Below are 26379 nucleotides of genomic sequence, written 5' to 3'. Positions count from 1 at the left end.
GTCTTCAGGACACGAGCAGGGCACCGACCATCCAGCCGGCACCGGCCAGGATACCGGCGACGGCCAGGACGACGATCATCCAGACGACGACCGTCACGCCGCTCGCCAGGTGCGGGGACTCGTCGAAGAGCGGTTCGCCGAGGTCGTCGTCGAGAGCGGGCCGCCCGGGTCCGCCGAACCGGCGTCCGGGGCTTGCGCGGTCGGGATCGTCTCGCTCGAAGGGATGGTCGCCGGGGTAGGCGTCAGCCGGATCTCGATCGTGGGGGTCGCCGTATCCGCCGTACTGGTCCCTCCCGTTCTCGTCCCTGTCGTCGTCGTAGTCGTCGTCCTCGCTGTATTCGTCGTGCCCCGGTGCGGGATCGTGCTGCCGGTCGGCTCGTGCGGGGGCGATCGGGCGTGCGATCGCCGAGGTGACCCGAGCCGAGGCCCGGCGGGGTGCCGGCACCGTGAACGGGGGCAGCCCGAGGTCGTCGATGGCGTCGAGCAGTGCGTGCTGCATCGCGAACCCGTCGGCGTAACGGTGTGCCGGGTCGCGCTCGGTGGCGCGCAGCACGATGTCGTCGATCTGGGGCGGCACGCCGGGAATCACGTCGCTGGGCGCGGGGACGTCGTACGACAACCGCTGGTAGGCGAGGGCGAGCGGGGTGGAGCCGCGGAACGGCTGCCGTCCGGTGAGCAGCTCGTAAAACAGCACCCCGGCGGAGTAGACGTCGCTGCGGGCGTCGATCTGAGTGGAGCTGACCTGTTCGGGGGAGAGGTAGGCGGCGGTGCCGAGGATGATGCTGGCGGAGGTGACTCCCGCTTCGGCCACGGCCCGGACGAGACCGAAATCGGCGACCTTGACGTCGCCGGTGTCGGAGATCAGGACGTTTTCCGGTTTCACGTCGCGGTGCACCAGGCCGGCCCGATGCGCGGTGCCCAGACCGCCGAGCGTGGGCAGACCCACCGCGGCCACCGCGTGCGGCGGCATGGGGCCGCGCTCGCGCAGGAGTTCGCGCAGGCTGCCCCCGCGCACCAGCTCCATCACCAGGAAGGCGATGTCGCCGTCGATGCTCTGGTCGTACACGGAGACGAGGCCGGGATGGCTCAGCCCGGCGACCGCGCGCGCCTCGAACTCGAAGCGGCGGAGGAACTGCGGGTCGCCGAGGTAGCGCGCATCCATCACCTTGACGGCGACCCGCCGGCCCAGCCGCAGATCGGTGCCGACGTAGACCGACGACATGCCGCCGCGCGCGATCGGCGCGTCGATCCGGTAGCGCCGCTCGAGCACACGGCCCAGGAGCGGATCGTCGGGGGAGCTCACGAGGGCGAATCTACCCTGATCCGCGCGGCGCGTCGGTGACCCCGGGCCGGTTTCGGGTGTCGCGGGGGCGGTGCCGGGATTGGTAGTGTCAACGACCGTGAGTTCCCTTCCGCTGTCCATCGGCATCCTTCCCGACGACGCCGAGGTGCTGACGCTCGACGAGGCCGCCGACAGCCTCCGCGTCTCGCCGAACCGGATCCGGACGCTGATCCGGGACCATCATCTGCTCGCGGCGTCCCGAGACGGCCAGCCGGTGATCCCGGCCCTCTTCTTCTCCGGCGACGGCCACCTGGCCAAGCATTTCGAGGGTCTGGTGACGATCCTGCTCGACGGCGGGTACACGCGTGACGAGGCGCTCGCCTGGTTCTTCACCGAGTACGACGATCTGGGGATGTGCCCGGCGCAGGCGCTGCACTCGCATTCGGCGCGCGAAGTGATCCGCCGCGCGCAGGCGCAGGCCTTCTAAGACTCCGCAGAATCTCACTCCGCGGATCCGCGCGGCACACGGGCCTGTTTCCGCGGATCCGCGCGCACACCGCGCCGATCCGCGGAACAGTCCCTGGATTGTGCTCCGCGGCTATCGGTGTCCGAGCGTGACCGCCGACTGGAGCGCGTGGCGCAGGCGCCGTCGGCCGGGTACGACGGCCCGCCGCGCGAAGATCTGGTAGTCGGAGCCTTCGATCTCGGCGAGGATGTCGCTGTACGAACGGGCCGCGGCGGCGATGGCCGGGCGAGACCGGCGCGGAAGCGCGGCGATCGCCGGTGTCGTGCGCCGGTACTGATCTCGGTTGAGCGCGATCAGATGCTTGAGGGCGCGTCGCAGTGCGCGGCCTGTGCGCCGCCGGGCCCGGTCCGCACGCAGTCGTTCCTCGTCGACGTCGAACGCGGCCAGTTCGGACAGCGGCAGGTAGATCCGGTCGCGGTCGAGGTCTTCGCCGACGTCGCGCAGGAAGTTGGTCAGCTGGAACGCCTCGCCGAGCAGTTCGGCGCCGGCCGCGATCTCGCCGAAGTCGGCGCGGGCGGCCGGGACGCCGAGGATCGGCAGCATCTGCCGCCCGATCACCGCGGCGGACCCGTACGTGTATTCCGCGAGCTGAGCAAGGGTGGCGTAGCGGTTGCGGAACTCGGCGGTGCCCGGCAGGTCCATGCGCATCGAGTGCAGGAAGGCGCCGAAGGTGGCGGGATCGATCCCGAAGCGGTTCACGGTGTCGGCCAGAGCCGCGAGCAGGCTCTCCTGTTCGGACGAGAGGGCAGGTGCGGGCGGCCGGGCCGGTTCCGCGGGCGCGGGCCGGCCGCTGTTCGTGGCTCGCCGGTGCAGGACCGCGTCGAGCCCGGCGGTCACGGCGTCCAGGGCGCTCACCTGCGCTGCCGGATCGCCTCCGGGCGCGTCGACGATGTCGTCGGTCATCCGGGCGAAGCCGTAGAGGGCGAACACCCCCTGCCGGTGGGCCGCCGGGAGCAGCGCCGAGGCCGAGTAGTAGGTGCGGCCGGCGGATGCTGTCATGCTCCGGGCGAGTGCATAGCCGCGGGCGGCACTCACCTCCGCCGGACGTCGCCGTTCCGCGGTGTCGGGACCCGCGCCGTTCCACACGGTCTTGTCCGGCACGTCAGGAACCGTCGTCGGACGACGCGGACGTCCGCCCCGGCGACGCCTGGGCGTGGGCGCCGCGCGCCCGATCCGGGGCGTCGAGGGCGAACGCCCAGCGCCGGAGGGCGTCCAGGCGAAGCGGATCTCGCCGCCCCAGGGAGACCGCCGCGAGCACGGCCAGGGCCAGGGCGATCACGGTCTCCAACGGCTTGTAGAACAGGATCGAGTCGTCGGGCTGGAACACGATCAGGAAGAACACGCTCACCCCGACGACGATCTGTCGCACCCACAGGGGAAGCGGGAACGCCACGGCCAGCACCAGCGTCCAGACGTAGTACCAGGGCAGGGTGGACGGCTCCAAGAGGAGGACGGCGAGCATCGCCCAGGCCGCGCCCGCGACCGCCGAACGCGTGTCCGCGCGGAACCGCCACCACAGCCAGACCAGCAGGACGGCCAGGACCACCGAACCGATGCCACGAGTCACCGGCAGGACCTCTTGCAGGTTCCACACGCGGAAGGGCGCGGCGACGTAGGTGACCACGTGCCCGGCGAACGTCGGGATGCTGAACGGATTGATGATGCGCGACGCCCAGGAAAGGCCGTTCAGCCAGCCGACGCCGAGCCCGAGGAGCAGAGTGAACGCCCCGAAGACCGCCGCGGGGATCAGCGCGGTGGCGGCGAACACCCCGGCACGGTCGCGCGGGGTCACCGGCCGCCGGGTGCGGAGTTGATCCAGCCACATCCAGAACACGAACGGGATCGCGATGGCCGCGGTGATCTTGATCGACGCCGCGATGCCGAGCAGCAGCAGTCCGACAGCCGGGCGTCCGCGCGCGGCGACGGCCGCTCCGGCCGCGAGGAAGCCCATCATCAGCAGTTCCACGTGGGGGCCGGCGACCAGGTGTGCCAGCAGCATCGGGTTGAGCAGCACCAGCCACAGCGCCATCACGGGTGAGGCGCCGAACCGGGTCGCCAGGGCGGGCAGCGCCCACAGACACAGGGCGAGGCCGACCAGCAGCACCAGTCGCATCAGAAAGACGCCGGCCCAGACGTTCTCGCCGGTGACTCCGACCACGCCGCGGGCGAGGAGCAGGAACGCGGGCGTGTACGGCGCCGTGGTCGGCGCCCAGATCTGGGCCATGCTGTCGACGGCGGGCCCGGGATGATGGGCGGGACCGTCGAGATACGGGTTGAACCCCTCCGCGAGGACGATGGCCTGGCCGAGGTACGCGTAGACGTCTCGGCTGAAGACCGGGATCGCGAAGACCATGGGCGCGGCCCAGGCGCCGACCGTCCAGCGCGCGCGGCGAAGGTCCAGCGGGGCGCGTCCGGATGTCCGGCGACCCGACGGGGTGTCGAGGGCCCGGCCCATCCGCACCCAGGCGATCACCATGAGGAGCGCGCCGCCCCAGAAGACGAGCCACGCCAGGGTCTTGCCGTGACCGTAGGTGAAGGGGGCCAGGCCGAGGTCGGCCAGCGTCGAGTCGTTCCGGGGGATGTCGGCCAGCCCGTACGTGCCGACGCTGAACATCAGTGAGCCCAGGAATCCCAGAACCGCGTCGGGGTGGAGACGACCGCGCAGGGAGTCCGGCCGGGATCGGGTCAGCGCGCGCATGTCGGTCATTCTCGCAGGCCGCCCTGCGGGAGCGCGGAGGGCCTCACCTGGTCGGCCGCAGCAACGCATCGACGCGGTCGGCGGCCAGGCCTCCGGAGACCAGGACGGGTGGAATGCCCACGCCGGGCACGGTGGCACTGCCTGCCAGGAAGAGATTGCCGATCCCGGGCCAGGTGTTCGGGGTCCGGAGCGGACCGGTCTGGCCGACGGTGTGGGCCGCGGAGAACGGTGTTCCGGCGGGCAGTCCGGCGCGCTGCCAGGTGCGTGGATGGTCGACGCGCAGCACCCGCATGCGCTCGACGCCCGGATATCCGCGCCGGGCCAGCTCGGCCAGCACCTCGGCGACGTACGGGCGGGCCACCGCATCCCAGTCGAGTGCCGCGCTCTCCAGGTTCGGCGTCGGTGCGAGCACCGAGATCGACTCCAGCCCGTCAGAGACGAACGTCTCCGGGTCGCTGATCGCGCTGCGGGTCACCAGGAAGGAGCCGTCGCTCATCGGCCGGCCCCGCCGCCCGGTGATCTCGGCGAAGGTCTGCGTCCAGGCCGCGCCGAAGTCCAGGGTGTGATGGCCCGATCGCCAGGCCTCGGTGGTCCCGACCGGCACGACGCCGTGGGCGACCACCGCGCTCGGCGAGTACCGCAGACGGCGGGCGGGCCGCAGGCGCCGGCGAGGCCGTCCGGTGATCAGCGCGGCCACCGCATCCCGTTCGGCGGTGGCGATCACCGCATCGGCGGGGATCGTCTCGCCGTCGACGTCGACTCCGTGCACCGCGTGCGGGGAGCGCAGGGGCAGGCCGCGTGCGAGGGTGCCGTACCGGAACGTGACACCTGCCTTGGCGAGGGCGTCGGCGAGCACCCGGCCGATCCGACCCATGCCCCCGGCCGGAGCGGACAGCCCGCGGCCGATGTCCATGTCGGCGATGATCGCGTAGATGGCGCGGGCCCGGTGCGGCGGCACTCCGGCGTAGAGCGCTTGGAAGGTGAAAGCGCGCTGGACGCGCTCGTCGTCGACGAATCGGGCGACGGCGCCGGTCAGACCGCCGAGGGTGTGCAGGCTCGCGAGGCGCAGCGCGGCGCGGCGCGTCCGGGCGCCGGTGAGATCGCGGACGCCGTCGAAGTTGCGGGCGATGAACACGTCGAACTCGGCGTCGTACACCTGTCGTAACCAGTCGAGAAGCTCCCGGGTGCCGCGGGCGGCCGCCGGACCGAAGGCGTCGGCGACGGCCTCCGGGATCCGCGCCGGATCGTGCGGCACGGCCAGGGACGTGCCGTCGGCGTAGTTCATCACGTAACCGGGATCCACCGGGCGCAGTGCGAGGCGGTCGAGTGCCTGGGCAGGGTCCAGACCCAGTGCGACGAGGGGGTCGACGATCAGGCTCGGCATCGTGAGGATCGTGGCGCCGGTGTCGAACCGGTGACCGTCGACGGTCTCGGTGCGGACCAGGCCGCCGGGGGCGTCGGTCGCCTCGACGACGGTCACCTCGTAGCCGCGTCCGCGGAGGCGGGCGGCCGCGGCCAGGCCGGAGAGGCCGGCGCCGACGACGACGACGTGGGGAGCGGGGGTCATGAAGTCTCTCGGGGTTCGGCGGGGCTGTCAGGTGTGCCGGTGCGCGATGCGGCGGGCCAGCGCGCGCAGGTCGTCGCGCGCGGCCGCGTCGACCGGCAGGGCGTCGATCTCGTCGAGTGCGACGGTCAGGTGCCCGTCGACCTGGGCCTCGACTTCGGCGAGCGCGCCGGAGCCGGTGAGGATCTCGCGTGCCTCGGACAGTTCGTCGTCCGACAGCGACCGGCCCAGGAACCCGCGGAGGTCGGCGGCGACGGCCGGTACCGAGCTCGCCAGCGCCTCGGTGACCAGCACGGTGCGCTTACCCGAGACCAGGTCGTCGCCGGACGGCTTGCCGGTCTGCGCCGGATCGCCGAACGCGCCGAGCACGTCGTCGCGCAATTGGAAGGCGAGGCCGAGACCGGTGCCGATCCGGCGGAGCGACTCCGACAACTCCCGGGGCGCCTCGCCGAGTGCCGCACCGATCTCCAGCGGGCGCGCGACGGTGTAGGCGGCGGTCTTGTACTCCATCACCCGGTAGGCGGCGTCGACCGACTCGTCGCCGGACACCTCGTTCGTGATGTCGAGCAGTTGTCCGCCGAGGACCTCGGTGCGCATGCGGGACCACAGAGTCCCCGCGGCCGCAGGCAACGGCATCCCGGCCGGGCCGGTCGCCGGGCTCGCACCGGCAGGGGCGTAGCCGTGGACCAGATCGTCGGCCCAGGCGAGCGCGAGGTCGCCCAGCAGAATCGCCACCGACACGCCGTGGTGGGCGGCTTCGCCGGACCAGGCGAGATCGTCGTGCAGCCGCTCGAAACGACGATGCACGGTCGGATTGCCGCGCCGGGTGTCGCTGCGGTCCAGTATGTCGTCGTGCACCAGGGCGCACGCCTGAATCAGCTCGATCGCCGCCCCGGTCCGCAGCATCAGCGGCTCGGTGCGCGCCGGATCCGGGCGTTCGTCCGGCGGACCGGCCGAGAGCGCGCAGCGCCAGCCCGCGTGGACGAACAGCGGCCGGATGCGTTTGCCGCCGCCCAAGACGAACTCGGCGAGGGCGTCGCCGACCTGGGTCACGACCGGGGAGATCTCGTCCAGGGCGGTCGCGGTGGCGTCGAAGTAGTCCCGCAGGACGCCTTCGACGGCGCGGGGCACCTGCTGCTGACTCAACACGCGGGCAATCCTACCGAGCGGCAGCGCTAGCGGATCCGGGCCGGGGCAGTCAATACCCTTCGCAGGCTTGCACAAAACTCGTTCGGCGAATCGCTCCCCGCGGCGTTCGGCCCGTAACATCGGGCGCGTGACTGCTCATTCCGCCGAATCCGCCGGGCAGCCGACCGTCGTCGAGCGGCTGGCCGCTCCGCACAGCGGGCCCGTGCCCTTCTCCGTCGAGTTCTTCCCGCCGCGGTCGGCGGACGAGGAGGCTCGCCTGTGGCATGCCGTGCGGGTCTTCGAGCGGATGAACCCGGCGTTCGTCTCGCTCACCTACGGAGCCGGCGGTTCGACGCGGGACCGCACCGTCCGCATCGCGGGCGAGCTGGCGACGTCGACGACGCTGACGACGGTCGCACATCTGACCGCGGTCGATCACAGCGTGGACGAACTGCGTGGGCTGGTCGGCGCCTACGCCGACAAGGGCATCACCAACCTGCTCGCACTGCGCGGCGACCCGCCCGGGGATCCGCTCGGCGAGTGGGTGGCCCACCCGGAGGGCGTCCAGTACGCCAATCAGCTGGTGGAACTGATCAATTCGCTCGGCGAGTTCCACACCGGCGTCGCCTCGTTCCCGGAAGGCCACCACCGCGCCCCGAACCTCGCCGCGGACACCGGCAATCTGGTCCGCAAGCTGCGGGCCGGCGCCGAGTACTCGGTGACGCAGATCTTCTTCGACGTGGAGCACTATCTGCGTCTGCGCGACCGGGTGGTGGCGGCCGACCCGGAGCAGGGTGCCAAGCCGATCATCCCGGGGATCATGCCGATCACCTCGCTGGCGAGCGTGCGCCGGATGGTCGAGCTCTCCGGCAGCGTCCTGCCGGCAGCTGTCGCCGATCGCCTCGCCGCTGCCGCCGGAGACGGGCCCGAGGAGAACCGTGAGGCGGTGCGCGCGGTCGGTATCGACCTGTGCACCGAGATGTCGCAGCGGCTGATCTCCGAAGGGGTGCCGGGCCTGCACTTCTGCAGCCTCAACTTCGCCCGCGCCACCAGCGAGGTGCTCGAACGCATCGGCGTCGACACCCGCGGCGCCCTGACGCCGGCCTGACGCACCCGCCCGGTGAGCGCCCCGCGGCAAGCGCCCCGCGGGGGAACGACCAGCCCGCCCGCTGTCAGTCTGTTCGGTTCTTCGCGGGCTGCCGCCGATCCGCGGAGTCGCCGTCGGCCGACTCGGCGTCGTCTCCGCCCTCAGCCGAACCGCTGCGTCGGAAGAACCTTGTGCCCAGCAGGCCGGGCCCGGGGGAGCCGGAGTCCGGGCGCGGTGCGACGTAGCGCGGTGTGCGATCGCGGAATCGGTAGGCCAGCGCGCCGACGAGCGCGACGACGGCCAGGCAGAGCAGCACCATGAACCAGGTCCAGCTCGGCAGTGCGGCGGTAGCCGGATCCGGATACTCGGCATCGGCGTTGAAGTCGGCGTTCTGGCCGGGTTCGGGGATCCAGCTCACCGAGTTCTCCCCAGCGCGTTCGCCGTTGGTCGCCACGACCGGTCCGCCGAAGTCGACGGTGAGGGCCAGATAGTCGTTCTGCGGCGTGAGGCCGGTGAGCGCCGCCCCGCCGCGCAGCCGAACGATGTCGCCGCTCCGGGTGGCGCTCAAGTCGACCGTCGCGCCGTTGCCGAGCGCGCCGGAGACGATGTCACCCAGCTGGCCGAACTGTCCGGCGGTCAGGTTGGAGAAGGTCATCCGGGAACCGTTCTTCCCGGCGGCAGGGGACTCCGGGTCGTCGCCCCTCCGGGCGGGTCCGTCGCCGGGGAACTCGGTCACCGCGATCGACCCGGACATCGAGGCCGGAATGTCGAAGGTCGGCGGCGACGGTGAACTGGCCGGTGTGGCCGCGACCACGATGGAGCCGGAGAACTGATCGCCGACGTTCTCCGAGCGGGTCAGGCAACCGCTGAGCAGCGGGACGAGCGTCAGCAGCGCGACGGCGGCGAGAACCGGAAGGCGAGCGAGGGAAGACACGCCTGTCATCGTGCCAGAGTCGGCGGACAGTCCGGGGGAGGCTGGTCGGGCAGGGGCAGGGTGCGGCCGAGGAACGCGAACGGCCGTGGATCGCCGGCGAAAGTGAAGTGCCGCAAGACGTCGGTGAAGCCGAGGCGCCGGTACAGGGCCCATGCTCGGTTGTTCTCGCCCTGGACTTCCGGAGTCGAGAGCAGGACCCGGGACTCCGCGCGTCCGGTGAGCAGACCGGTCAGCAGCGCGTGTCCCACACCGCGCCCCTGGGCGAGCGGATGGACGTGGATCTCGGTGAGTTCGAAGTAGTCCGAGGCGATCGCGTCGATCTGCGCACGCGGAACTCCGCGGCCGGCCAGCCCGGCCCGCAGCTGCCGGTTCCACCATTGATCGGGATACCCGGTGTAGCCGTACGCGATGCCCACCAGGATCTCGTGGTCGCCGGTCCACGGGGCCTCGATGCGCAGGCGAGAGTACGTCGTCCGAAGGAGATCCATCGACGAGGCGGTCTGCATCGCCGCCACCGCCCGCCAGCCCGGTCTCCTCAGGTGGTCGCGCCAGAGGCCGATCCGGTTGAACTCGGTACCGCGGGGATACCGCATGGCGGTGACGTAGGTGTGCACGGCGGGCTCGAGCCACCGATGAGCATCGGCGGCGGGAAGCTCGATCAGCCGTGTCGACATCGTCCTGCACCTCGGGTCCGCGCACTCGTCTCCGGCGGGTGACCGGGGCGCCGCGGGCGCAGCGAATCGTGCGTGTGCGCAGAGACTATCTGGACTTGCCCCGGTCCAGGTGTCCGGGCTACTCTGGCCAGTATCGAACAAATGTTCGATGAAAGGCGGCGGTCCGGTGGGGAAGACACCGGACCGCCGCCGCTTTCGTCGCCGACCGGAATTGTCGGTGGGTCGTGAGAGGTTCTCCTTGACGAAAGGAGGTGGCGCGATCATGACGGTCGATCCACATGTCGTGCACCGCAGCCGGGACCTGCTCGAACGGGCCGAGGTGCTGTTCGAGGAGGCTTCCCGGGTCACCGACGACGGGGCCGAGCGTTTCCGGCAGTTCTATCTCGCCGCCATCCGGGCGTCCGGGGCGGTGCTGGCCCTGTACGAACCGCCGGGTCCGGTACGCCGAAGGCGGAACGCCCGGGACGCGTGGAGCCGCATCAAAGCGGTCGCCCCGCAGTACGCCGACCTCGCCGAGTATTTCGGTGGACTGTCGCGGATGCGGTCACGTGTCGAGGCAGGGCTGGTTCGTCAGGTCGACGACACCCTGTGCGCCCGCGTCGAGCGCCGGGCGGCGGAGTTCCTCGACGCCGCCGACGCGAGCCTGCTCGCGTACGAGCAGGGCCGATTGGGCGGGAGTACGCGCTCGGAGCGCAGGTTGGGAGCCTGAGGCGCGGCTCCGGTGGGTCTTCCGGCGGGTAATGGTGGTCGCGCGCCGGTAGAGCTTCTACTATGGACGTATAGGCCGTCGACGAGGATTCGTCGCCGGCACGCACTGACAGTGAGGGAGGAGCGCGGTGCCGCTTTCGGAGCATGAGCAGCGAATGCTCGATGAGATTGAGAGCGCGCTGTACGCCGAAGACCCGAAGTTCGTCTCCAGCGTCAGTAAGCAGCGCGTCGGGCGCCCGGATGCGCGGCGCCGGTGGCAGGCCGCCCTGCTGCTGTTGGTCGGACTCGCCCTCCTGGTCAGCGGGATCATGGTCGACGTGCGGATCGGTGACTTCCCGATTGTGAGTCTGGTCGGCTTCTTTGTGATGTTCGGCGGCGGTCTGCTGCTGATCTTCGCACCGCGCGGCGGTTCGTCGCTGTCGGCCAAGAAGCTCGGTGCCGAGGGCAAGAAGGTGCCGGAGAAGGGCTCGTTCTCCTCACGCATGGAAGACCGCTTCAACAAGCGATTCGATCAGGACGGTCGCTGACCGTCCACTCGGCGGCCTGAAGCCGCTCGCGACACCCGAACGGGGTCGCAGTCTCCACGAGACTGCGGCCCCGTTTTTGCATCCCCCACCGCGCCCCACCCCGGTCACCCACTTTGCCCCACCATGACTCATATCGATGTCCCACCAGTCACTTGAGATGGATTTAGACTCACTGATCTCGATCGTGACGCGCCGGGGACGCGCCTGCCGACGCGCGAATGACTGCTGTGAAAATCGCGTCAACCTGCACTAATAGTGCTGTGTGGTGGATGAGTGGGGCGCAGTGGATGGAAAGTGGAGGAAAGTGGGGTAGTGTGGTGCACATCGGCCGGGGGGATCCGGAAAGTCCCCGCCCGATGCCCGGGCAGGAGGTGACGGCGTGGCTGGCTTCGTCGGTACCTACTCGCCCAAGCTCGACGACAAAGGGCGGCTGACGTTGCCCGCGAAGTTCCGCAACGCATTGTCAGGAGGTGTCGTGGTCACGAAGGGCCTGGATCACAGCCTGTCGGTGTATCCCGCGGAGAAGTTCGACGAGACCGCGGCCAAGGCGAACGAGGCATCGCGCAACGACCCGGCGGCGCGCGCCTACGTTCGGCTGATGATGGCCGGCGCCGACGAGCAGGTGCTCGACGGGCAGGGGCGCGTGCATCTGAACGCCGGGCTGCGTGACTGGGCGCAGTTGCAGAAGGAATGCGTGGTCACCGGACAGTACGACCACCTGGAGATCTGGGACGCGGCGCGCTGGGAAGCCTACGAGGCCGCCCACGAAGAGGCCTTCGCGGCCGGCGGCTCCGCCGCGCTGGACGCGATTCTCTAAGACAAATGAAGAACTGGACCGCTGCGGTGAGGCGAGGCCTCAGCCCGGCCGACCCTGGCGTACTTCCCCAACGTCAGGTGCGACTCGGGCGGGGACCCCGCCTCACCGCAGTGTCAGTTCCCGCGCCGGACGATTGCTCGCGTCCCGGCCAGACCCCCGACCGCACAGCGAACCGCAGGGGAGTAGTGATGACGGAACAGCCTTCCACGCCGTCCGGCGATTACGGGCACGTCCCGGTGATGGCGGACCGGATGTTCGAGCTGCTCGCTCCGGCGCTGACTCGTTCCGCGCCCGACGGTGCCGGGGCGGTGCTGATCGACGGAACCCTGGGTGCGGGCGGTCACTCAGAGATGTTCCTCACCCGGTTGCCGGGCCTCACGGTGCACGGGATCGACCGAGACGACAACGCGCTGGCCACGGCCGGCGAGCGGCTCGCCGGATTCGGTGAGCGAGTGGTGCTCCACCACGCCCGGTACGACGAGATCGGCGAGGTGGCCGCCGACGCCGGCCTCGCCGAGGTAGACGGGGTGCTCCTCGACCTCGGAGTCTCGTCGATGCAGTTGGACCAGGCCGAACGTGGTTTCGCTTACGCCACGGACGCGCCCCTGGACATGCGGATGAACACCGAGGACGACCTCACCGCCGCCGACATCCTCAACACCTACGATCACGGTGCCCTGGCCCGGATCCTCAGCGAGTACGGCGAGGAGAGGTTCGCCGGCAAGATCGCCTCGGCGATTCTCCGGGCGCGCCAGCAGGAGCCGTTCACCACCAGCGGGCGCCTCGTCGAACTGCTGTACGCGACCATTCCCGCAGCCACCCGGCGCACCGGCGGGCATCCCGCTAAGCGGACTTTTCAGGCGCTTCGGATCGAGGTCAACCGGGAGCTCGATTCGCTCCGCGCCACGGTTCCGGCGGCGCTCGCACTACTGGCCGTCGGCGGACGGCTGGCGGTGATGAGCTACCAGTCGCTGGAGGATCGCATCGTCAAACGCGACTTCGCTCAAGCGGTGCGCAACACCACCCCGGCCGGCCTGCCCGTCGACCTGCCCGGCACGGCGGCGAAGTTCGTCCTGGTGACCCGCGGGGCGGAGCAGGCCGATGAACGCCAGCGGGCCGAGAACCCGCGCAGCAATCCGGTCCGGGTACGGGCCATCGAACGAATCGAACCAGACCGAATCGAACCAGACTCTGATGAAGGGAACCGGCGATGACACTGCTCGACGATCGCCGGACCACGGTACGCACTCGCCGGAGCACGATCGGCGTCGACGGCTCGTCGGCCGGCGCCGCGCGTGCGGAGTCCGGGGCCAGCGCCGGCCGCCGGCCGCGGCGCGCCGCGCAGCCGGCGCCGACGCAGCCGGCGGGCGCGCTGTCCGGGCTGTCCGACGTGCCGTTCATCGTGCCGATCGTGCTGCTGGTGATCGGCGCACTCGGGCTCACCCTGTACCTGTCCACCAAAGCGGCGCAGGACTCGTACTCGCTCGAGTCGCTCCGGCAGAGCAATCGCGAGCTCACCGAGAAGCGCGACAGCTTCAAGCACACCGCAGACGCCGGCGACTCGGCGGCCGAACTGGCGCGCAAGGCGAGCGAACTCGGGATGATTCAAGGTTCGCCGGCCCCCCAGCTGGTGGTCGGCGCGGACGGCAAGGCCCGACTCAAGGGTCGGTTGGTTCCGGCCGAGGGCAGTACATTGCCGCCCCTGAACCCGACACCCGACCCGGCCGAGGAGATCGACGCCAGCAAGGTCGACGACTCCGGGGGCCTGGACGGAAACCCGGCGCCGTCGTCGGACCAGCCCACGGATGCCGGGCCTGCCGAGTCCGCCGAGGCCGGCGACACGCCGCCGCCCGCGCTGACCACGCCGCCCGCCGGCCAGGCGCCTGCGCCCAACGTGCTGCCGCCGGGTGCCGCCACGCCGGGCGCCAATCCCCGCCGCAGTCGATGATCGAGGAGAGGATGGAGTCATCATGACCGCTCCCCGTCGTCCCGCTGCTGCTCCCGCCCGCGTCGGCGCCGATCTCCCGGCTCGGCGATTCGTGCTGCGCACCCGGCTGCTGACGGTGTTCGCCGCCGTGATCGCGCTGACGGTGGCCGGACGGCTGGTGTACGTCAACGTCATCGATGCGCCGACGCTGTCCGCGCAGGCGGCCCAGCAGCGCGAAGACACCGTCACGCTGTACGCCAAGCGCGGTGCGATCCTCGACCGCAACGGCAAGCCGCTCGCGTACACCGGTGACGCCCGCTCGCTGACCTTCCTGCCGAAGGCGGTGCGCAAGGCGATCGCCGACGAGCACGAGAAGAAGCCGGAACTGCCCGACGTCGAGACCCGGCTGCGGGAGATCGCCGACGGCGTCTCCGCCGGGCTGGGCGGGTCGATCTCGCCGGACGATCTGCTGGAGAAGCTGCGCTCGGACCAGCAGTTCGTCTACCTGGCGCGCTCGGTCAGCGTGGAGACGGCCAACCGGATCACCCGCGAGTTCCCCGAGGTCGGTGCCGACCCGCAGGCGATCCGCCTGTACCCGGGCGGCTCGCTCGCGGCCAATGTGATCGGCGGGGTGAATTTCGACGGCCTCGGGGCGATCGGCCTGGAGTCGTCCCTCGACCCGATCCTGGCCGGGATGAACGGCACCGAGACCTTTGACCGCGGCTCCGACGGCGCCGTGATCCCGGGCAGCAAGCGCAATGTGCACCCGGCGATCGACGGGAAGACGGTGCGTCTGACGCTCGACTCGGACATCCAGTGGTTCGTGCAGGCACAGGTCAACGAGGCGAAGCGGAAGTCCGGCGCCAACAACGCCTCGGCGGTGGTGCTCGACGCCAGAACCGGCGAGGTGCTGGCGATGGCCAACGACAGCACCTTCAACGCGGCTCGTCCGCTCTCCGAGCAGAAGGATGCCGACCTGGGCAACCGTGCGGTCACCTCGCCGTTCGAACCGGGTTCGGTGAACAAGCTCGTGGTCGCTGCGGCCGCGATCGAGCACGGCCTGACCACGCCGAACACGGTCCACCGGGTGCCCGGTGACATCAGGATGTCGGGCATCACGGTCAAAGATGCGTGGGCGCACGGTGTCGTTCCGTTCACCACCACCGGGATCTTCGGGAAGTCGTCGAACGTCGGCACCTTGATGCTGGCCCAGCAGGTGGGTGAGAAGCGCTTCGCCGACATGCTCACCGCCTTCGGACTCGGGCAGCGGACCGGTATCGGGCTGCCCGCCGAGAGTGCCGGCTCGGTCCCCGCCCTGAGTCAGTGGTCGGGCGGCTCGTTCGCGAACCTGCCGATCGGTCAGGGTCTGTCGATGACGCTGTTGCAGATGACGGCCATGTACCAGGCCGTAGCCAACGACGGCCTGCGCATCGAGCCGCGGATCCTGGTCCCGGTCGACGGTGAGCGCGGCGCGGGTTTCAGCGAGCCGAAGCAGGTGCGCGTCGTCAGCCCGCAGACGGCCAAGACCGTCCGTGAGATGTTCCGCGCGGTGATGCAGGACGATCCGACGGGAGTGCAGAGCGGCACCGGCGCCAAGGGTGCGATCGAGGGTTATCAGACGTCGGGTAAGACCGGCACGGCCCAGCAAGTGGATCCGAAGTGCAACTGCTACTCGCAATCGAGCTACAACATCACCTTCGCCGGGATCGCACCGGCCGATGATCCCCGCTACGTGATCGGCATCATGCTCGACAACCCGACGCGGAGTTCGGACGGCAGCGGCGGACAGTCGGCGGCGCCGCTCTTCGGCACGATCGGCGCCTGGCTGCTTCAGCACGACCAGGTGCCGCGGTCGGCCGCTCCGGCCCCGCGCGTGAAGCTGGAAGCATAGGCCGCGTGCGGGCGGCATAAGCTGGGCGAGCGGACCGGGCCTGCGACGGCCGGCCCGGAGGGTCGTCGAACGCGGCCCGGAGGGACATTCGTAACAGACCCCAGCGACGTGAGGACGCGTGAGACGTGGCGGAGATGGTACGGCCGGAACGGCCGGTGGGAGCAGACCTGACCGAACTCGCCGGTCTGGCGGGGGCCGAGCTGGTCGGCGGTGATCGCGCCGTCCTCGGCGCCACCCTGCGGGCGCAGGACGCCGCCCCCGGCGACCTGTTCGCCGCGCTGCCCGGGAACCGGGTCCACGGTGCGCAGTTTGCGGCGGAGGCGCTCGCCGGCGGTGCCGTCGCGGTGCTGACCGATGCCACCGGACTGGAGCTGCTGCGCGCCGATCCGGCCACCGCCGACGTCCCGGTGCTGGTGCACGACGACCCGCGCGCGGTCCTCGGTCCAGTCGCGGCCCGCGTGTACGGCGACCCCTCGGCCCGCCTGACGCTCATCGGCATCACCGGGACGTCGGGCAAGACGACGACGGCCTATCTCACCGAGGCGGCCCTGCGCGCTGCCGGCCGCGTGGTCGGCCTGGTCGGCACCGTCGAGATCCGGATCGACGGTGAGCGTGTGCCGAGCTTGCTGACGACGCCGGAGGCGCCTGACCTGCAGCGGCTGCTGGCAGTGATGCTGGAGCGGGGCGTGGACACCGTCGTGATGGAGGTGTCCAGCCATGCGCTCTCTCTCGGCCGGGTCGCCGGCAGCCGGTTCGCCGTCGGCGGGTTCACCAACCTCTCGCAGGATCATCTCGACTTCCACCCGACCATGGACGAGTACTTCGCGGCGAAGGCGCAGCTGTTCGACGGCGCCTCGCCGGTGCGTGCGGCGTCCGCGGTGATCTGCATCGATGACGTCTGGGGCGAGCAGATGGCGACGATCGCGCGTTCGAGCGCCGAACAGGTCGTGACGGTGTCGACCGCAGGCGGGACCGACTGGTCCGTCGCCGCGGAGGTGGAGGTCTCCGAAGCCGGTTCGCAGACCGTGGTGGTGCGCTCGCCCGACGGCGCCGAGCACGTCATGGTGGTGCCCCTTCCGGGCGCCTACAACGTCGCGAACGCCCTGCTCGCGGTGGCGCTGGCGGCCGCGGCCGGGGTGCCGACCGACGTCGCGGTCGGCGGACTGCCGTTGGTTGCGGTGCCGGGACGGCTGGAGAAGGTGGATCGGGGACAGGACTTTCTCGCGCTGGTCGACTACGCCCACAAGCCGGCGGCGGTCGAAGCGGTGCTGGCCACGCTGTCGGGCCCGTCCGCCGGGCGGATCGCGGTGGTGCTGGGGGCCGGCGGCGACCGGGACACCGAGAAGCGTCCGCTGATGGGCGCCGCGGCGGCGCGAGGCGCGGATCTGGTGATCGTGACCGACGACAATCCGCGTTCGGAAGACCCGTCGGCCATTCGCGCGGCGGTGCGGTCGGGCGCCGACTCGGTGCCTCCGGAACAGCGGCGGACCGCCGAGATCCTGGAGATCGGAGACCGCGCCGAGGCGATCACCGCCGCGGTCCAGTGGGCCGGGTCGGGCGATGTGGTGCTCGTCGCGGGCAAGGGCCACGAGACCGGGCAGGAAATCGACGGTCGCAAGCTGCCGTTCGACGACCGCGAGGTGCTCGCCGCCGCGCTGGCCGAACGGGTCGCTGCGCCCGAGCCCGGTGCCGAGTCCGGACGGCGCCCCGGCGCGGGCGCGCCCCTGACGATCCTGACAGTGTCGACCGTCGAGGAGCGCGCGTCTGTCGGCCAGGCGCGGCGGCTGCTGCGCGAAGCGGTGGCGCGCGCCGCCGATCTGGGCATCGGCAGCGCCCACCGCACTCCGGGCTCGGATTCGTCGGCGGGACGTCGTACCTGGGCGATCTTCGGAGAGCTCGGATCGGACGAGGCGACCGACGAGAACGCCCGGTGCATCGAGCACGATCTGCTGGGCAGGCAGGCGGTGCGGCTGGCGGTCGACCGTACCCTGGCGGTGGGCGGAACCAGAGTGATCCGGGCGTTGTATCAGGGTGCCATCCAGGAAGGCTCCTGGGGTGACGAAGCGGCGTTCTACACCGATGCAGGAGAGTTGGTCGCGGCGCTGCGGGAGACCGCTGGGACCCCGGACGCACCGCGCTCGGGCGACCTGGTGCTGGCGGCCGGCGGCGCCGGCCTGATCGAGGAGTTGCTGGCGCTCTGGTCCGCCGATCCGGCGCTCGACGTGGTGGTGCAGACCCTGTGAGCGTGCGACGACCGCGCACCCGGCACAATGTCTCTGACCGATACCCGACGGTAGCCCTCGCGCGCGCCCGGGTCACGACTCGGCCGCCGCGGGACGCGGCGGCGAAGGACGAAGGACGCATGCTGTGACTCAGATCCTGATCGCCGGCGGCATCGCGCTGGCCGTGGCGATTCTGCTGACACCCGTCCTGATCCGGGAGTTCTCCCGGCGCCGATGGGGCCAGGAGATCCGGCAGGACGGGCCGGCCAGCCACCAGGCGAAAGCGGGCACGCCCTCGATGGGCGGGGTGGCCATCCTGATCGCGATCTGGGCCGGCTACCTCGGGTCGTACCTCTTCAGCTGGGCGGTCGGCGACGGCGGACCGACGGCGTCGGGCCTGCTGGTGCTCGGGCTGGCGACGGGTCTGGGCCTGGTCGGTTTCCTCGACGACTTCATCAAGCTCGCCAAGCGGCGCAATCTCGGACTGAACAAGACGCAGAAGACGATCGGGCAGGTGCTCGTCGCCGTGGTGTTCGCGATCCTGTTCCTGCAGTTCCCCGATGAGCGCGGTCTGAAGCCCGCGAGCGAACACCTCTCGTTCGTGCGGGACATCGAGGTGATCACCCTCACCGGCGTCGGGTTCGTCTTCTTCTGCTGGCTGGTGGTGTACGCCTGGAGCAACGCCGTCAACTTCACCGACGGGCTCGACGGTCTGGCCGCCGGATCCACCGCGATGGTGATGGGCACGTACGTGCTGATCACCATGTGGCAGGACACGTACTCGTGCGCCAAGGACCCGGTCGCCGGCTGCTACGAGGTGCGCGACGCCCACGATCTCGCGATCGTCGCGATGGTCGCCGCGGCGGCATGTCTCGGCTTCCTGTGGTGGAACGCCGCCCCCGCCAAGATCTTCATGGGCGACACCGGCTCGCTCGCCTTGGGCGGCGTGGTGGCCGGACTCTCGATCGCCAGTCGCACCGAGCTGCTGATGGTCGTCATCGGCGCGCTGTTCGTCGCCGAGATCGTGTCGGTGATGATCCAGGTCGCCTCGTTCCGCACCTCCGGCAAGCGGCCGTTCCGGATGGCTCCGTTCCACCATCACTTCGAGCTCGGCGGGTGGGACCAGACCACCGTCATCATCCGCTTCTGGCTGCTCACCGCGATCGCCTGCGCCCTGGGGCTCGGGTTGTTCTACGGCGAGTGGGTCACCGGCTAGGGCTGCGGACCGACCTGACATGACGTTCTCCACTGATCCGCTGGTGCTCGACGGCGCACACGTTCTGGTGGCCGGCGCGGGCACGACCGGCGCCGCCGTGGTGGCCGCGCTCGACCAGTTCGGTGCGCGCAGTGTCCTCGTCGATCGTCGATTCGGCGACTGCGAGAACGAGCGCGAACGTGACCCGGAAGGCTATCTGGCCGCGCCGGGCGCATTCGTCGGCGTCGATCTGGTGGTCACCTCCCCGGGCTTTCCGCCCGTCGACCGGTTCCTGGTGGCCGCCCGGGCGGCCGGGATCCCGGTGTGGGGCGACGTGGAGCTGGCCTGGCGCCTGGATCGGGCCGGGCTCACCGGACCGACCCGGACGTGGCTGGTGATCACCGGGACCAACGGCAAGACCACGACGACGGCGATGACCGAATCGATCTTGCGTGCGGCGGGTGTTCCGGTGCGGGCTTGCGGCAACATCGGGTTGCCGGTGGTCGCGGCGCTCCTCGAGGAGCCGCGCGCGGCGGTGCTCGCGGTGGAGCTGTCGTCGTTCCAGCTGCACTGGGCGCCGTCGGTACGCCCCCGAGCCGGTGTGGTGCTGAACGTGGCCGCCGACCACCTCGACTGGCACGGCTCGTTCGAGGCGTACCGCGATGCGAAGGCGCAGGTGCTCGGCGGCGAGGTGGGCGTGGTCGGCCTGGACGACGAGGTGGCGGCGAGCCTGCCGGTGGGGCCTGGCACCCGGCGGGTCGGATTCACTCTCGCTGCGCCGGCGCCGGGCGAGCTCGGACTCGACGGCGGGCCGCGCGCCGGGGTGCTGGTCGACGCGGCCTTCGCCGACGACGGCTGCCCGCGTGCCCTCGGGACCGCTCCCGCCGAGTTGTGCGCGGCCGGACGGGTGCGGCCGGCGGGTCCGTCGGGGATCTCGGATGCCCTGGCCGCGGCGGCCCTCACCCGATCGATCGGGGTCGCGGCGGATGCGGTCGAGCGCGGGCTGCGCCAATTCTCGCCCGCGGCCCACCGGGGTCAGACCGTCGCCGAGATCGACGGGATCCGCTTCGTCGACGACTCCAAGGCGACCAACCCACACGCGGCGCAGGCCGCGCTCAACGCGCACGACCGCGTCGTGCTGATCGCCGGCGGACTGCTCAAGGGCGCCCCGGTCGACGAGCTGATCGCCGGTTCGGCCGAGCAACTGGCCGGAGTGGTGGCGATCGGCCGGGACCGGGAAGTGATTGTGGACGCGATTGCGCGACACGCCCCACAGGTCCCAGTAGTCACAGTGTTCACAGGGGACGATGGTGCAGTGATCATTCATCGCGCCTTCAACACCGTGTCGGTGCCCGCTGCACCGGGTCTTCCGGCCGCCGATGCCGTGATGGCACAAGCTGTCGGCGAGGCCTGGTCGCTGTCTCAGGCCGCCTCCGGCACCGAAGCCGTTCTCCTCGCGCCGGCCGCGGCGTCCCTGGACATGTTCGCCTCGTACGGCGCGCGGGGGGACAGTTTCGCGGCCGCGGCGGCGGCGCTGGCCGCGGAGGCCGGCGGCCGTACGGCGGACGCGGAGCGCTGACATGGCGCCCAGCGACCCGGCCGGCGATCAGTTCGCCGTCGCCGGGGCGGAGCCGACCGACGCCGGGGTCCAGTCCGATCCGCCCGGTCCCGACACCCCGGCCGGTGACCCCCCCGAACCCGCTGCCGACGCCCCGGACGAGAGTTCGGTCACGTCGCGCCGCGCCGACGACGCCGGTCGTGACGACGCCGGTCGTGACGACGTCGGTCGTGACGACGACGATCGTGACGACGCCGCCGGCAGTGACGGCGCGGCGGGAGGCGACGCTGCCGACCGGATCGGCGGGGCTCGCCGCCGGCGCCGGGCCGGAGAGGCCGTGCGGCCCGCCCCGCGGAAACGGCGGTCGGCGCAGCACGAGGCGGCTCGGCCCCTGCACGTCGCCGCCCCGCAGCTGAACCTGCGGGCCTGGGTCCACACCGCGGGGGAGGGCATCCGCACGTTGATGGCGCGCCCGCTGACGTCGTTCCATCTGGTGGTCTTCCTGACGGCGATGCTGACCGTGCTCGGCTTGATCATGGTGTGGTCGGCGTCGTCGGTCGAGGGCTATGCCGAGAACCAGTCGTCGTACGGGGCGTTCGTCACTCAGACCGGATTCGCCGTGCTCGGCTGGTTCGGGTTCTATCTGATCCTGCGCCTGCCGATCCGGTTTTTCCGGAGGTTCGCCACCCTCGGGCTGGTGCTCAGCATCGTGCTGCTGGTGCTGGTGCTGGTGCCGCAGTTCGGTGTCGAGGTGGACGGTGCCCGCCGGTGGTTCGTCGTGGCCGGCGTCTCGATCCAGCCGTCCGATCTGGCCAAGGTGGCGCTGTGCGTGTGGGGCGCCCACGTGCTGGCCTCGCGCCGCGCCGGCGTCTGGTGGGGCCGGGAACTGCTGTTTCCGCTGGTGCCGGTCGCGGTGTTCATGTCGGTGCTGATCATCCTCGAGCCGAACCTGTCGACGACCGTGATCCTCCTGATCATCACCGCAGCGCTGTTGTGGTTCGCCGGACTGCCCGGGACGATCTTCGCCGGCTTCACCGGCTTCTTCGCGCTGGCCGGCGTGATCGCGGCGTTCAGCGCGGACTACCGTGCCGCCAGAGTCTTCAGCTTCCTGGGTTCGGCCGATCCGCTCGACGGCGGCTATCAGGCGATGCAGGCCAAGTACGCACTGGCCAACGGCGGTGTGTTCGGGGTCGGCCTCGGCCAGAGCACCGCCAAGTGGAGCTACCTGCCCAACGCGCACAACGACTTCATCTTCGCGATCCTGGTCGAGGAGACCGGGCTGGTCGGCGGCATGACCGTCGTCGGATTGTTCCTGCTGCTGGGCTACGTCGGCATGCGGATCGCGCGCCGGTCGGTGGATCCGTTCCTGCGGCTGCTCACCGCGACCATCACGGTGCTGATCACCGCGCAGATGTTCATCAACGTGGGGTACGTGGTCGGCCTGTTGCCGGTGACCGGAATCCAGTTGCCGCTGCTCTCTCAGGGCGGTACCTCGATGCTGACGATGCTCGTGATGCTGGGCATGCTGGCGAGCGCGGCCCGGCACGAGCCCGACGCCGTCGTCGCGCTCGCCGGGGGGCGTCCCGGCGGGCTGTCGCGGCTGCTGCGGCTGCCGCCGCCGGCCGAGTACCGGCCGCGGGTGGTCGATCAGGCCCGGGACCGGCTGGAACGACGGCGCAGCGCCGGCCGGGTGCCGGACGCACGCCGGGACGCTCACCGCGCGCCCGCGACGGCGGCGCCGGGGTCCGGATCGGCCCGCCGCGGCGCGGCCCGGCCGACGCCGCCGCCGCGGTCGGCCACACCCCGGAACGGGCGCCGGACGATGCCTCCGCTCACCGATCGGGCGCGTGCGCAGCGCAGCGACGAGATCCACTATCCTGCTAGGAGGACGGGCGACCCCAGGGCGGGTGACACAGCGCCCACCGATCCGCGGCGCCCGGCGCCTCGCGGGAACGCGGCGGCCCCTGACATCCGTCGAGCGGCGCCGCCGGGAGTCTCGTACCCGCGAGCCCCCCGTCCCAGATCCCCTCATCTCAGATCGGAGTACAGGCACCGGTGAGCAGCAGCAGTTCCGAGCTCGGTCACGTTCCCGGTCGACTCTCGGTGGTGGTCGCCGGCGGCGGCACTGCCGGGCACATCGAGCCGGCACTGGCCGTCGCCGATGCCGTTCGGCGGCTCGATCCCACCGCGCGGATCACCGCACTCGGTACCCCGAAAGGTCTCGAAGGGACCCTGGTGCCGTCCCGTGGCTTCGACCTGGAACTGATTCCGCCTGCGCCGCTGCCACGCAAACCGGGCCGGGACCTGGCACTGACACCGTTCCGACTCTCCCGTTCGGTGAGCGCGGCTCGCAAGGTGCTGACCGAGGTGGACGCCGACGTGGTGGTCGGCTTCGGCGGGTACGTGGCTCTGCCGGCCTATCTGGCGGCGCGCGGTCGGCCGGGTCGCCGTCGCCGGGTGCCGGTCCTCATCCACGAGGCGAACGCCAGCGCGGGCATCGCCAACAAGATCGGCCGGCGGTTCGCCGACGAGGTGGTGTCGGCGGTGCCGGACTGCGGGCTCCCCGGGGCGCAGGTGGTCGGCATCCCGGTGCGCCGCGAGATCGCCGAACTCGATCGGGGCGCGCTGCGCGCTGAGGCGCGAGCGTTCTTCGGACTGGATCCCGACGCGCCCGTCCTGCTGGTCTTCGGCGGGTCGCAGGGCGCGCAGCAGCTCAACGAGGCGGTCGCCGGCGCTGCGGGCGCCCTGGGGGCCGCGGGCATCGGCGTCTTGCACGCGCACGGCGCCAAGAACACGGTCTCCCCGGCGTCTCCGCCGGGTGCGCCGTCGTATGTGGCGCTGCCCTACATCGACCGGATGGATCTGGCCTACGCGGCCGCGGATCTGGTGATCTGCCGCTCCGGTGCGATGACCGTCGCCGAGGTGACCGCCACCGCACTGCCGGCGATCTACGTGCCGTTGCCGCACGGCAACGGGGAGCAGCGATTGAACGCATCGCCGGTGGTCGAAGCGGGGGCGGCGTGCCTGGTCGACAACGCGGACATGACGTCGGACTATGTCGCCCGCGAGGTGCCCGCGCTGTTGGGGGATCCCACCCGGCTGGCGGCGATGCGCGCCGCCGGGGCTGACAGCGGGCATCGTCGTGCCGCGGAGACAGTGGCGACGCTGGCGCTCGCGCTCGCGACCGGCCATCGACGCGACACCGAGGCCCGGCGATGAGCCCCGCTCGCGCGTCCTCAGCCCGGACCGGCGGTCTGCCCGACCGGCTCGCGCGCGTGCACATGGTCGGTATCGGCGGCGCCGGCATGTCCGGTCTCGCACGGATCCTCCTGGCACGCGGGGGACAGGTGTCGGGCTCGGATGCCCGGGAGAGTCACGGGGTGATCGCTCTGCGTGCGCGGGGCGCGCTGGTGCACGTCGGTCACGACCCGGCGGCGCTCGATCTGATCGAGGGCGGGCCCACCGTCGTGGTCACCACGCACGCCGCGATCCCGGACGACAACCCGGAGCTGGTCGAGGCGCGCCGTCGCGGCATCCCGGTCCTCTACCGGCCGCAGGTGCTGGCGCAGTTGATGGAGGGTTACCGCACGCTGCTGATCAGCGGCACCCACGGGAAGACGTCCACCACCTCGATGGCGGTGGTCGCCCTGCAGCACTGCGGCGCCGACCCGTCCTTCGCGATCGGCGGCGAGCTCAACGAGTCGGGCACCAACGCCCATCACGGGAGCGGCGGGATCTTCGTCGCCGAGGCTGACGAGAGCGACGGCTCGCTTCTGGAGTACCGGCCGGACGTCGTGGTGGTGACCAACATCGAGGCGGACCATCTCGACTTCTTCGGCACCGCGGAGGCTTACACCCGGGTCTTCGACGAGTTCGCCGACCTGATCCGGCCCGGCGGCGCCCTGGTGGTCTGCCTGGACGACCCCGGCGCCGCGGCGCTGGGACAGCGATCGGCGCAGCGGTTGGCCGAGAAGGGCATCGCGGTGCTCGGCTACGGCACCGGCACCGGCGCACCGGGGGCTCCGGCCGTCCCGTGCGTGGGCCGCTTGAGCGAGGTGGTCGCCGGCGGCACTGGAAGCACCACCCAGGTCGTCGTCGCACCACCGCTGGTGCCGGCCGCGACGACGCGCAGCATGCGGGTCACGCTCCCCGGCATCCACATGGCGCGCAACGCGGTCGGGGCTCTGCTCGGCTGTCTCGCGGTGGACCCGGATGCGCAGGTGGCCACCGTGATCGACGGCATCGAGGGCTTCGGCGGCGTGCACCGACGCTTCGAGTTCCGCGGCGAGGTCGCCGGGGTGTCGGTGTACGACGACTACGCGCACCATCCGACGGAGGTGCGCGCGGTGCTGTCGGCGGCGCGCGACTTGGCGCGGGAGAACGGCGGCCGGGTGGTCGCCGTCTTCCAGCCGCACCTGTACTCGCGCACCGAGGAGTTCGCGACCGAGTTCGCCGAAGCCCTGAGCTTGGCGGACGAGGTGATCCTGGCCGACGTGTACGGCGCCCGCGAGGAGCCGCGCCCGGGGGTCACCGGTCGGCTGATCTCCGACGCGGTGTCGGTGCCCGCGGTGTTCGTCCCGGCGATCTCGGATCTGCCTGCGGCCGTCGTGAGCCGCACGGCCGCGCGCGACGTCGTGCTGACGATCGGTGCCGGCGACATCACCATGCAGGGGCCGTACATCCTGGCCGCACTGGGGTCGTGACGGCGCGCCGGGCGGCGGCCTCGCGCGCGAAGCCGCACGATGAGGCGCACGAGGACCTGCGCCGGTCTGGTCGTCGCCGGCTGTGGCGGCTGGTCGGCCTGCTCGCAGTCCTCGGTGTTCTCGGGGGACTCGGCGCCGCGGCGTACTTCTCGCCGCTCATGTCGGTGCGCACCATCGACGTGCAGCAGCCGGACGTGCAGGGCGGACCGATGGTGCCGCGCGAGGAGATCGTGGAGGTCGCCGACGTGCCGCTGGGCACCCCGCTGCTCCAGGTCGACACGGCTGCGGTCGCCGGCCGGGTCGCCCGGATACCGGCGGTCGAGTCGGTGCGCGTCGACCGGAGCTATCCGTCGGCACTGACGATCGAGGTGCTCGAGCGGCGCGCGACCGCCCTGATCGAAGGGCCGGACGGCCGGATCGGCGTCATGGACCGGCTCGGGGTGGTCTACGTCGAGTTCGCGTCGCGTGCGGCGATGGGCGACGCGGCGGCCGGGAAGCGGGTCTACCGGACCCTTCCGGTGCTCGAGGTGCCCAACCCCGGCCCGCAGGACCCGACGACCAGGGCGGTCCTGGACACTCTGCAGAGCCTGCCCGACTGGCTTCGGCCGCAGGTGACGTCGGCGACGGCATCGTCGCCGGCGGACATCAAGCTCCACCTGAGCCGGGAGCGGACGGTCGTCTGGGGCGACAGCGGCCGCCCGGTGGACAAGGCCGAGGCCCTCGCGCATGTCATCACATTGCGGGGAACGACGTTCAACGTCTCCAGCCCGGAGTATCCCGCGGTCAGTTGACCGCGGATTCGTTCGGAGAAAAACGCGCGGCGCACGGCGCGCCTCCTGGCTCCGCGGCGTGCGGTCGATACCGTCGTTCTCAACACCGGTACTTGACATAACTATAACCCTATGGTTGAGCTTTAGGGTTTGAATCGGAGCAGGAAG

22 protein-coding genes are annotated in these 26379 nt (G+C 71.3%); 15 read left to right on the top strand and 7 right to left on the bottom strand.

The window, feature by feature from the left end; translation table 11 throughout:
• Positions 1 to 4: 4 nt before the first annotated feature.
• Entirely contained in the window at positions 5 to 1303 is a 1299-nt protein-coding gene (locus C6V83_RS12845; RefSeq protein WP_105942722.1) for a protein kinase domain-containing protein, read from the bottom strand.
• A gap of 97 nt (positions 1304 to 1400) precedes the next feature.
• Between C6V83_RS12845 and C6V83_RS12840 the strand changes: the two genes are divergently transcribed.
• Positions 1401 to 1769, top strand: coding sequence for an Rv2175c family DNA-binding protein (locus C6V83_RS12840; RefSeq protein WP_105942721.1), 369 nt, complete (start codon positions 1401 to 1403; stop codon positions 1767 to 1769).
• Between the two features lie 111 nt (positions 1770 to 1880).
• Here C6V83_RS12840 and C6V83_RS12835 read toward each other — a convergent pair whose 3' ends face one another.
• The 4 genes from C6V83_RS12835 to C6V83_RS12820 are packed head-to-tail and all read right to left on the bottom strand — an operon-like array spanning position 1881 to position 7219.
• On the bottom strand, positions 1881 to 2909 hold the full coding sequence (locus tag C6V83_RS12835) for a phytoene/squalene synthase family protein (protein WP_234353721.1): 1029 nt from the start codon (positions 2907 to 2909) through the stop codon (positions 1881 to 1883).
• A gap of 1 nt (position 2910) precedes the next feature.
• Positions 2911 to 4506 (bottom strand): polyprenol phosphomannose-dependent alpha 1,6 mannosyltransferase MptB, encoded by a 1596-nt coding sequence (gene mptB, locus C6V83_RS12830; RefSeq protein ID WP_199832658.1) that lies wholly within the window; start codon positions 4504 to 4506, stop codon positions 2911 to 2913.
• Between the two features lie 43 nt (positions 4507 to 4549).
• Complete coding sequence (gene crtI, locus C6V83_RS12825; protein WP_105942720.1) at positions 4550 to 6073, bottom strand: phytoene desaturase family protein; 1524 nt, start codon at positions 6071 to 6073, stop codon at positions 4550 to 4552.
• A 27-nt stretch (positions 6074 to 6100) separates the two neighbouring features.
• Positions 6101 to 7219: a polyprenyl synthetase family protein gene (locus C6V83_RS12820; RefSeq protein ID WP_234353720.1), complete on the bottom strand. Its 1119-nt coding sequence runs from the start codon at positions 7217 to 7219 to the stop codon at positions 6101 to 6103.
• 127 nt (positions 7220 to 7346) lie between these two features.
• On the opposite strand from C6V83_RS12820, the gene C6V83_RS12815 reads away from it, so the two are divergent.
• Positions 7347 to 8306 carry a methylenetetrahydrofolate reductase gene (locus C6V83_RS12815; RefSeq protein WP_234353719.1) on the top strand — a complete coding sequence of 320 codons (960 nt, stop codon included), beginning with the start codon at positions 7347 to 7349 and terminating at the stop codon, positions 8304 to 8306.
• A 64-nt stretch (positions 8307 to 8370) separates the two neighbouring features.
• Here C6V83_RS12815 and C6V83_RS12810 read toward each other — a convergent pair whose 3' ends face one another.
• Positions 8371 to 9228, bottom strand: a complete 858-nt coding sequence (locus tag C6V83_RS12810; RefSeq protein WP_407646165.1) for an LppM family (lipo)protein — start codon at positions 9226 to 9228, stop codon at positions 8371 to 8373.
• Positions 9225 to 9893 carry a GNAT family N-acetyltransferase gene (locus tag C6V83_RS12805; protein ID WP_105942717.1) on the bottom strand — a complete coding sequence of 223 codons (669 nt, stop codon included), beginning with the start codon at positions 9891 to 9893 and terminating at the stop codon, positions 9225 to 9227. Before C6V83_RS12805 ends, C6V83_RS12810 begins: the two co-directional genes overlap by 4 nt.
• 262 nt (positions 9894 to 10155) lie before the next feature.
• Here C6V83_RS12805 and C6V83_RS12800 point away from each other — a divergent pair, with 262 nt between their 5' ends.
• The 13 genes from C6V83_RS12800 to C6V83_RS12740 all read left to right on the top strand — a co-directional run bounded on the left by C6V83_RS12800 (position 10156) and on the right by C6V83_RS12740 (position 26232).
• Positions 10156 to 10602, top strand: coding sequence for an SAV_6107 family HEPN domain-containing protein (locus C6V83_RS12800; protein WP_105942716.1), 447 nt, complete (start codon positions 10156 to 10158; stop codon positions 10600 to 10602).
• Positions 10603 to 10729: 127 nt separating this feature from the next.
• Positions 10730 to 11128: a DUF3040 domain-containing protein gene (locus tag C6V83_RS12795; RefSeq protein ID WP_105942715.1), complete on the top strand. Its 399-nt coding sequence runs from the start codon at positions 10730 to 10732 to the stop codon at positions 11126 to 11128.
• Between the two features lie 379 nt (positions 11129 to 11507).
• Complete coding sequence (gene mraZ, locus C6V83_RS12790; protein ID WP_105942714.1) at positions 11508 to 11945, top strand: division/cell wall cluster transcriptional repressor MraZ; 438 nt, start codon at positions 11508 to 11510, stop codon at positions 11943 to 11945.
• 188 nt (positions 11946 to 12133) lie between these two features.
• Positions 12134 to 13159 carry a 16S rRNA (cytosine(1402)-N(4))-methyltransferase RsmH gene (rsmH, locus tag C6V83_RS12785; protein ID WP_105942713.1) on the top strand — a complete coding sequence of 342 codons (1026 nt, stop codon included), beginning with the start codon at positions 12134 to 12136 and terminating at the stop codon, positions 13157 to 13159.
• A complete protein-coding gene (locus C6V83_RS12780; protein ID WP_105942712.1) occupies positions 13156 to 13893 on the top strand; it encodes a hypothetical protein in 738 nt (245 codons plus the stop codon). Before rsmH ends, C6V83_RS12780 begins: the two co-directional genes overlap by 4 nt.
• Before the next feature lie 22 nt (positions 13894 to 13915).
• A complete protein-coding gene (locus tag C6V83_RS12775) occupies positions 13916 to 15763 on the top strand; it encodes a peptidoglycan D,D-transpeptidase FtsI family protein (RefSeq protein ID WP_105942711.1) in 1848 nt (615 codons plus the stop codon).
• 134 nt (positions 15764 to 15897) lie between these two features.
• A complete protein-coding gene (locus C6V83_RS12770; protein ID WP_105943932.1) occupies positions 15898 to 18006 on the top strand; it encodes a UDP-N-acetylmuramoyl-L-alanyl-D-glutamate--2,6-diaminopimelate ligase in 2109 nt (702 codons plus the stop codon).
• Between the two features lie 124 nt (positions 18007 to 18130).
• The gene (gene mraY, locus C6V83_RS12765; protein ID WP_105942710.1) at positions 18131 to 19201 is read left to right on the top strand and encodes a phospho-N-acetylmuramoyl-pentapeptide-transferase; all 1071 of its coding nucleotides are present in this window, start codon (positions 18131 to 18133) and stop codon (positions 19199 to 19201) included.
• A gap of 19 nt (positions 19202 to 19220) precedes the next feature.
• Positions 19221 to 20759: a UDP-N-acetylmuramoyl-L-alanine--D-glutamate ligase gene (gene murD, locus C6V83_RS12760; protein ID WP_105942709.1), complete on the top strand. Its 1539-nt coding sequence runs from the start codon at positions 19221 to 19223 to the stop codon at positions 20757 to 20759.
• 1 nt (position 20760) lies between these two features.
• Positions 20761 to 22797, top strand: a complete 2037-nt coding sequence (gene ftsW / locus C6V83_RS12755) for a putative lipid II flippase FtsW (RefSeq protein WP_105942708.1) — start codon at positions 20761 to 20763, stop codon at positions 22795 to 22797.
• The gene (gene murG, locus C6V83_RS12750; RefSeq protein ID WP_234353718.1) at positions 22794 to 23957 is read left to right on the top strand and encodes an undecaprenyldiphospho-muramoylpentapeptide beta-N-acetylglucosaminyltransferase; all 1164 of its coding nucleotides are present in this window, start codon (positions 22794 to 22796) and stop codon (positions 23955 to 23957) included. The genes ftsW and murG overlap by 4 nt, the downstream gene beginning before the upstream one ends.
• Positions 23954 to 25441 (top strand): UDP-N-acetylmuramate--L-alanine ligase, encoded by a 1488-nt coding sequence (murC, locus tag C6V83_RS12745; RefSeq protein WP_105942707.1) that lies wholly within the window; start codon positions 23954 to 23956, stop codon positions 25439 to 25441. Before murG ends, murC begins: the two co-directional genes overlap by 4 nt.
• Positions 25438 to 26232, top strand: a complete 795-nt coding sequence (locus tag C6V83_RS12740; RefSeq protein WP_234353717.1) for a cell division protein FtsQ/DivIB — start codon at positions 25438 to 25440, stop codon at positions 26230 to 26232. The genes murC and C6V83_RS12740 overlap by 4 nt, the downstream gene beginning before the upstream one ends.
• The last annotated feature ends 147 nt before the right edge of the window (positions 26233 to 26379 follow it).

Origin of the sequence: Gordonia iterans (assembly GCF_002993285.1) — a bacterium.
GTDB classification, from domain to species: domain Bacteria; phylum Actinomycetota; class Actinomycetes; order Mycobacteriales; family Mycobacteriaceae; genus Gordonia; species Gordonia iterans.
The sequence above is the reverse complement of the archived record's forward strand: the minus strand, read 5'-3'. Positions and strand labels throughout refer to the sequence as shown.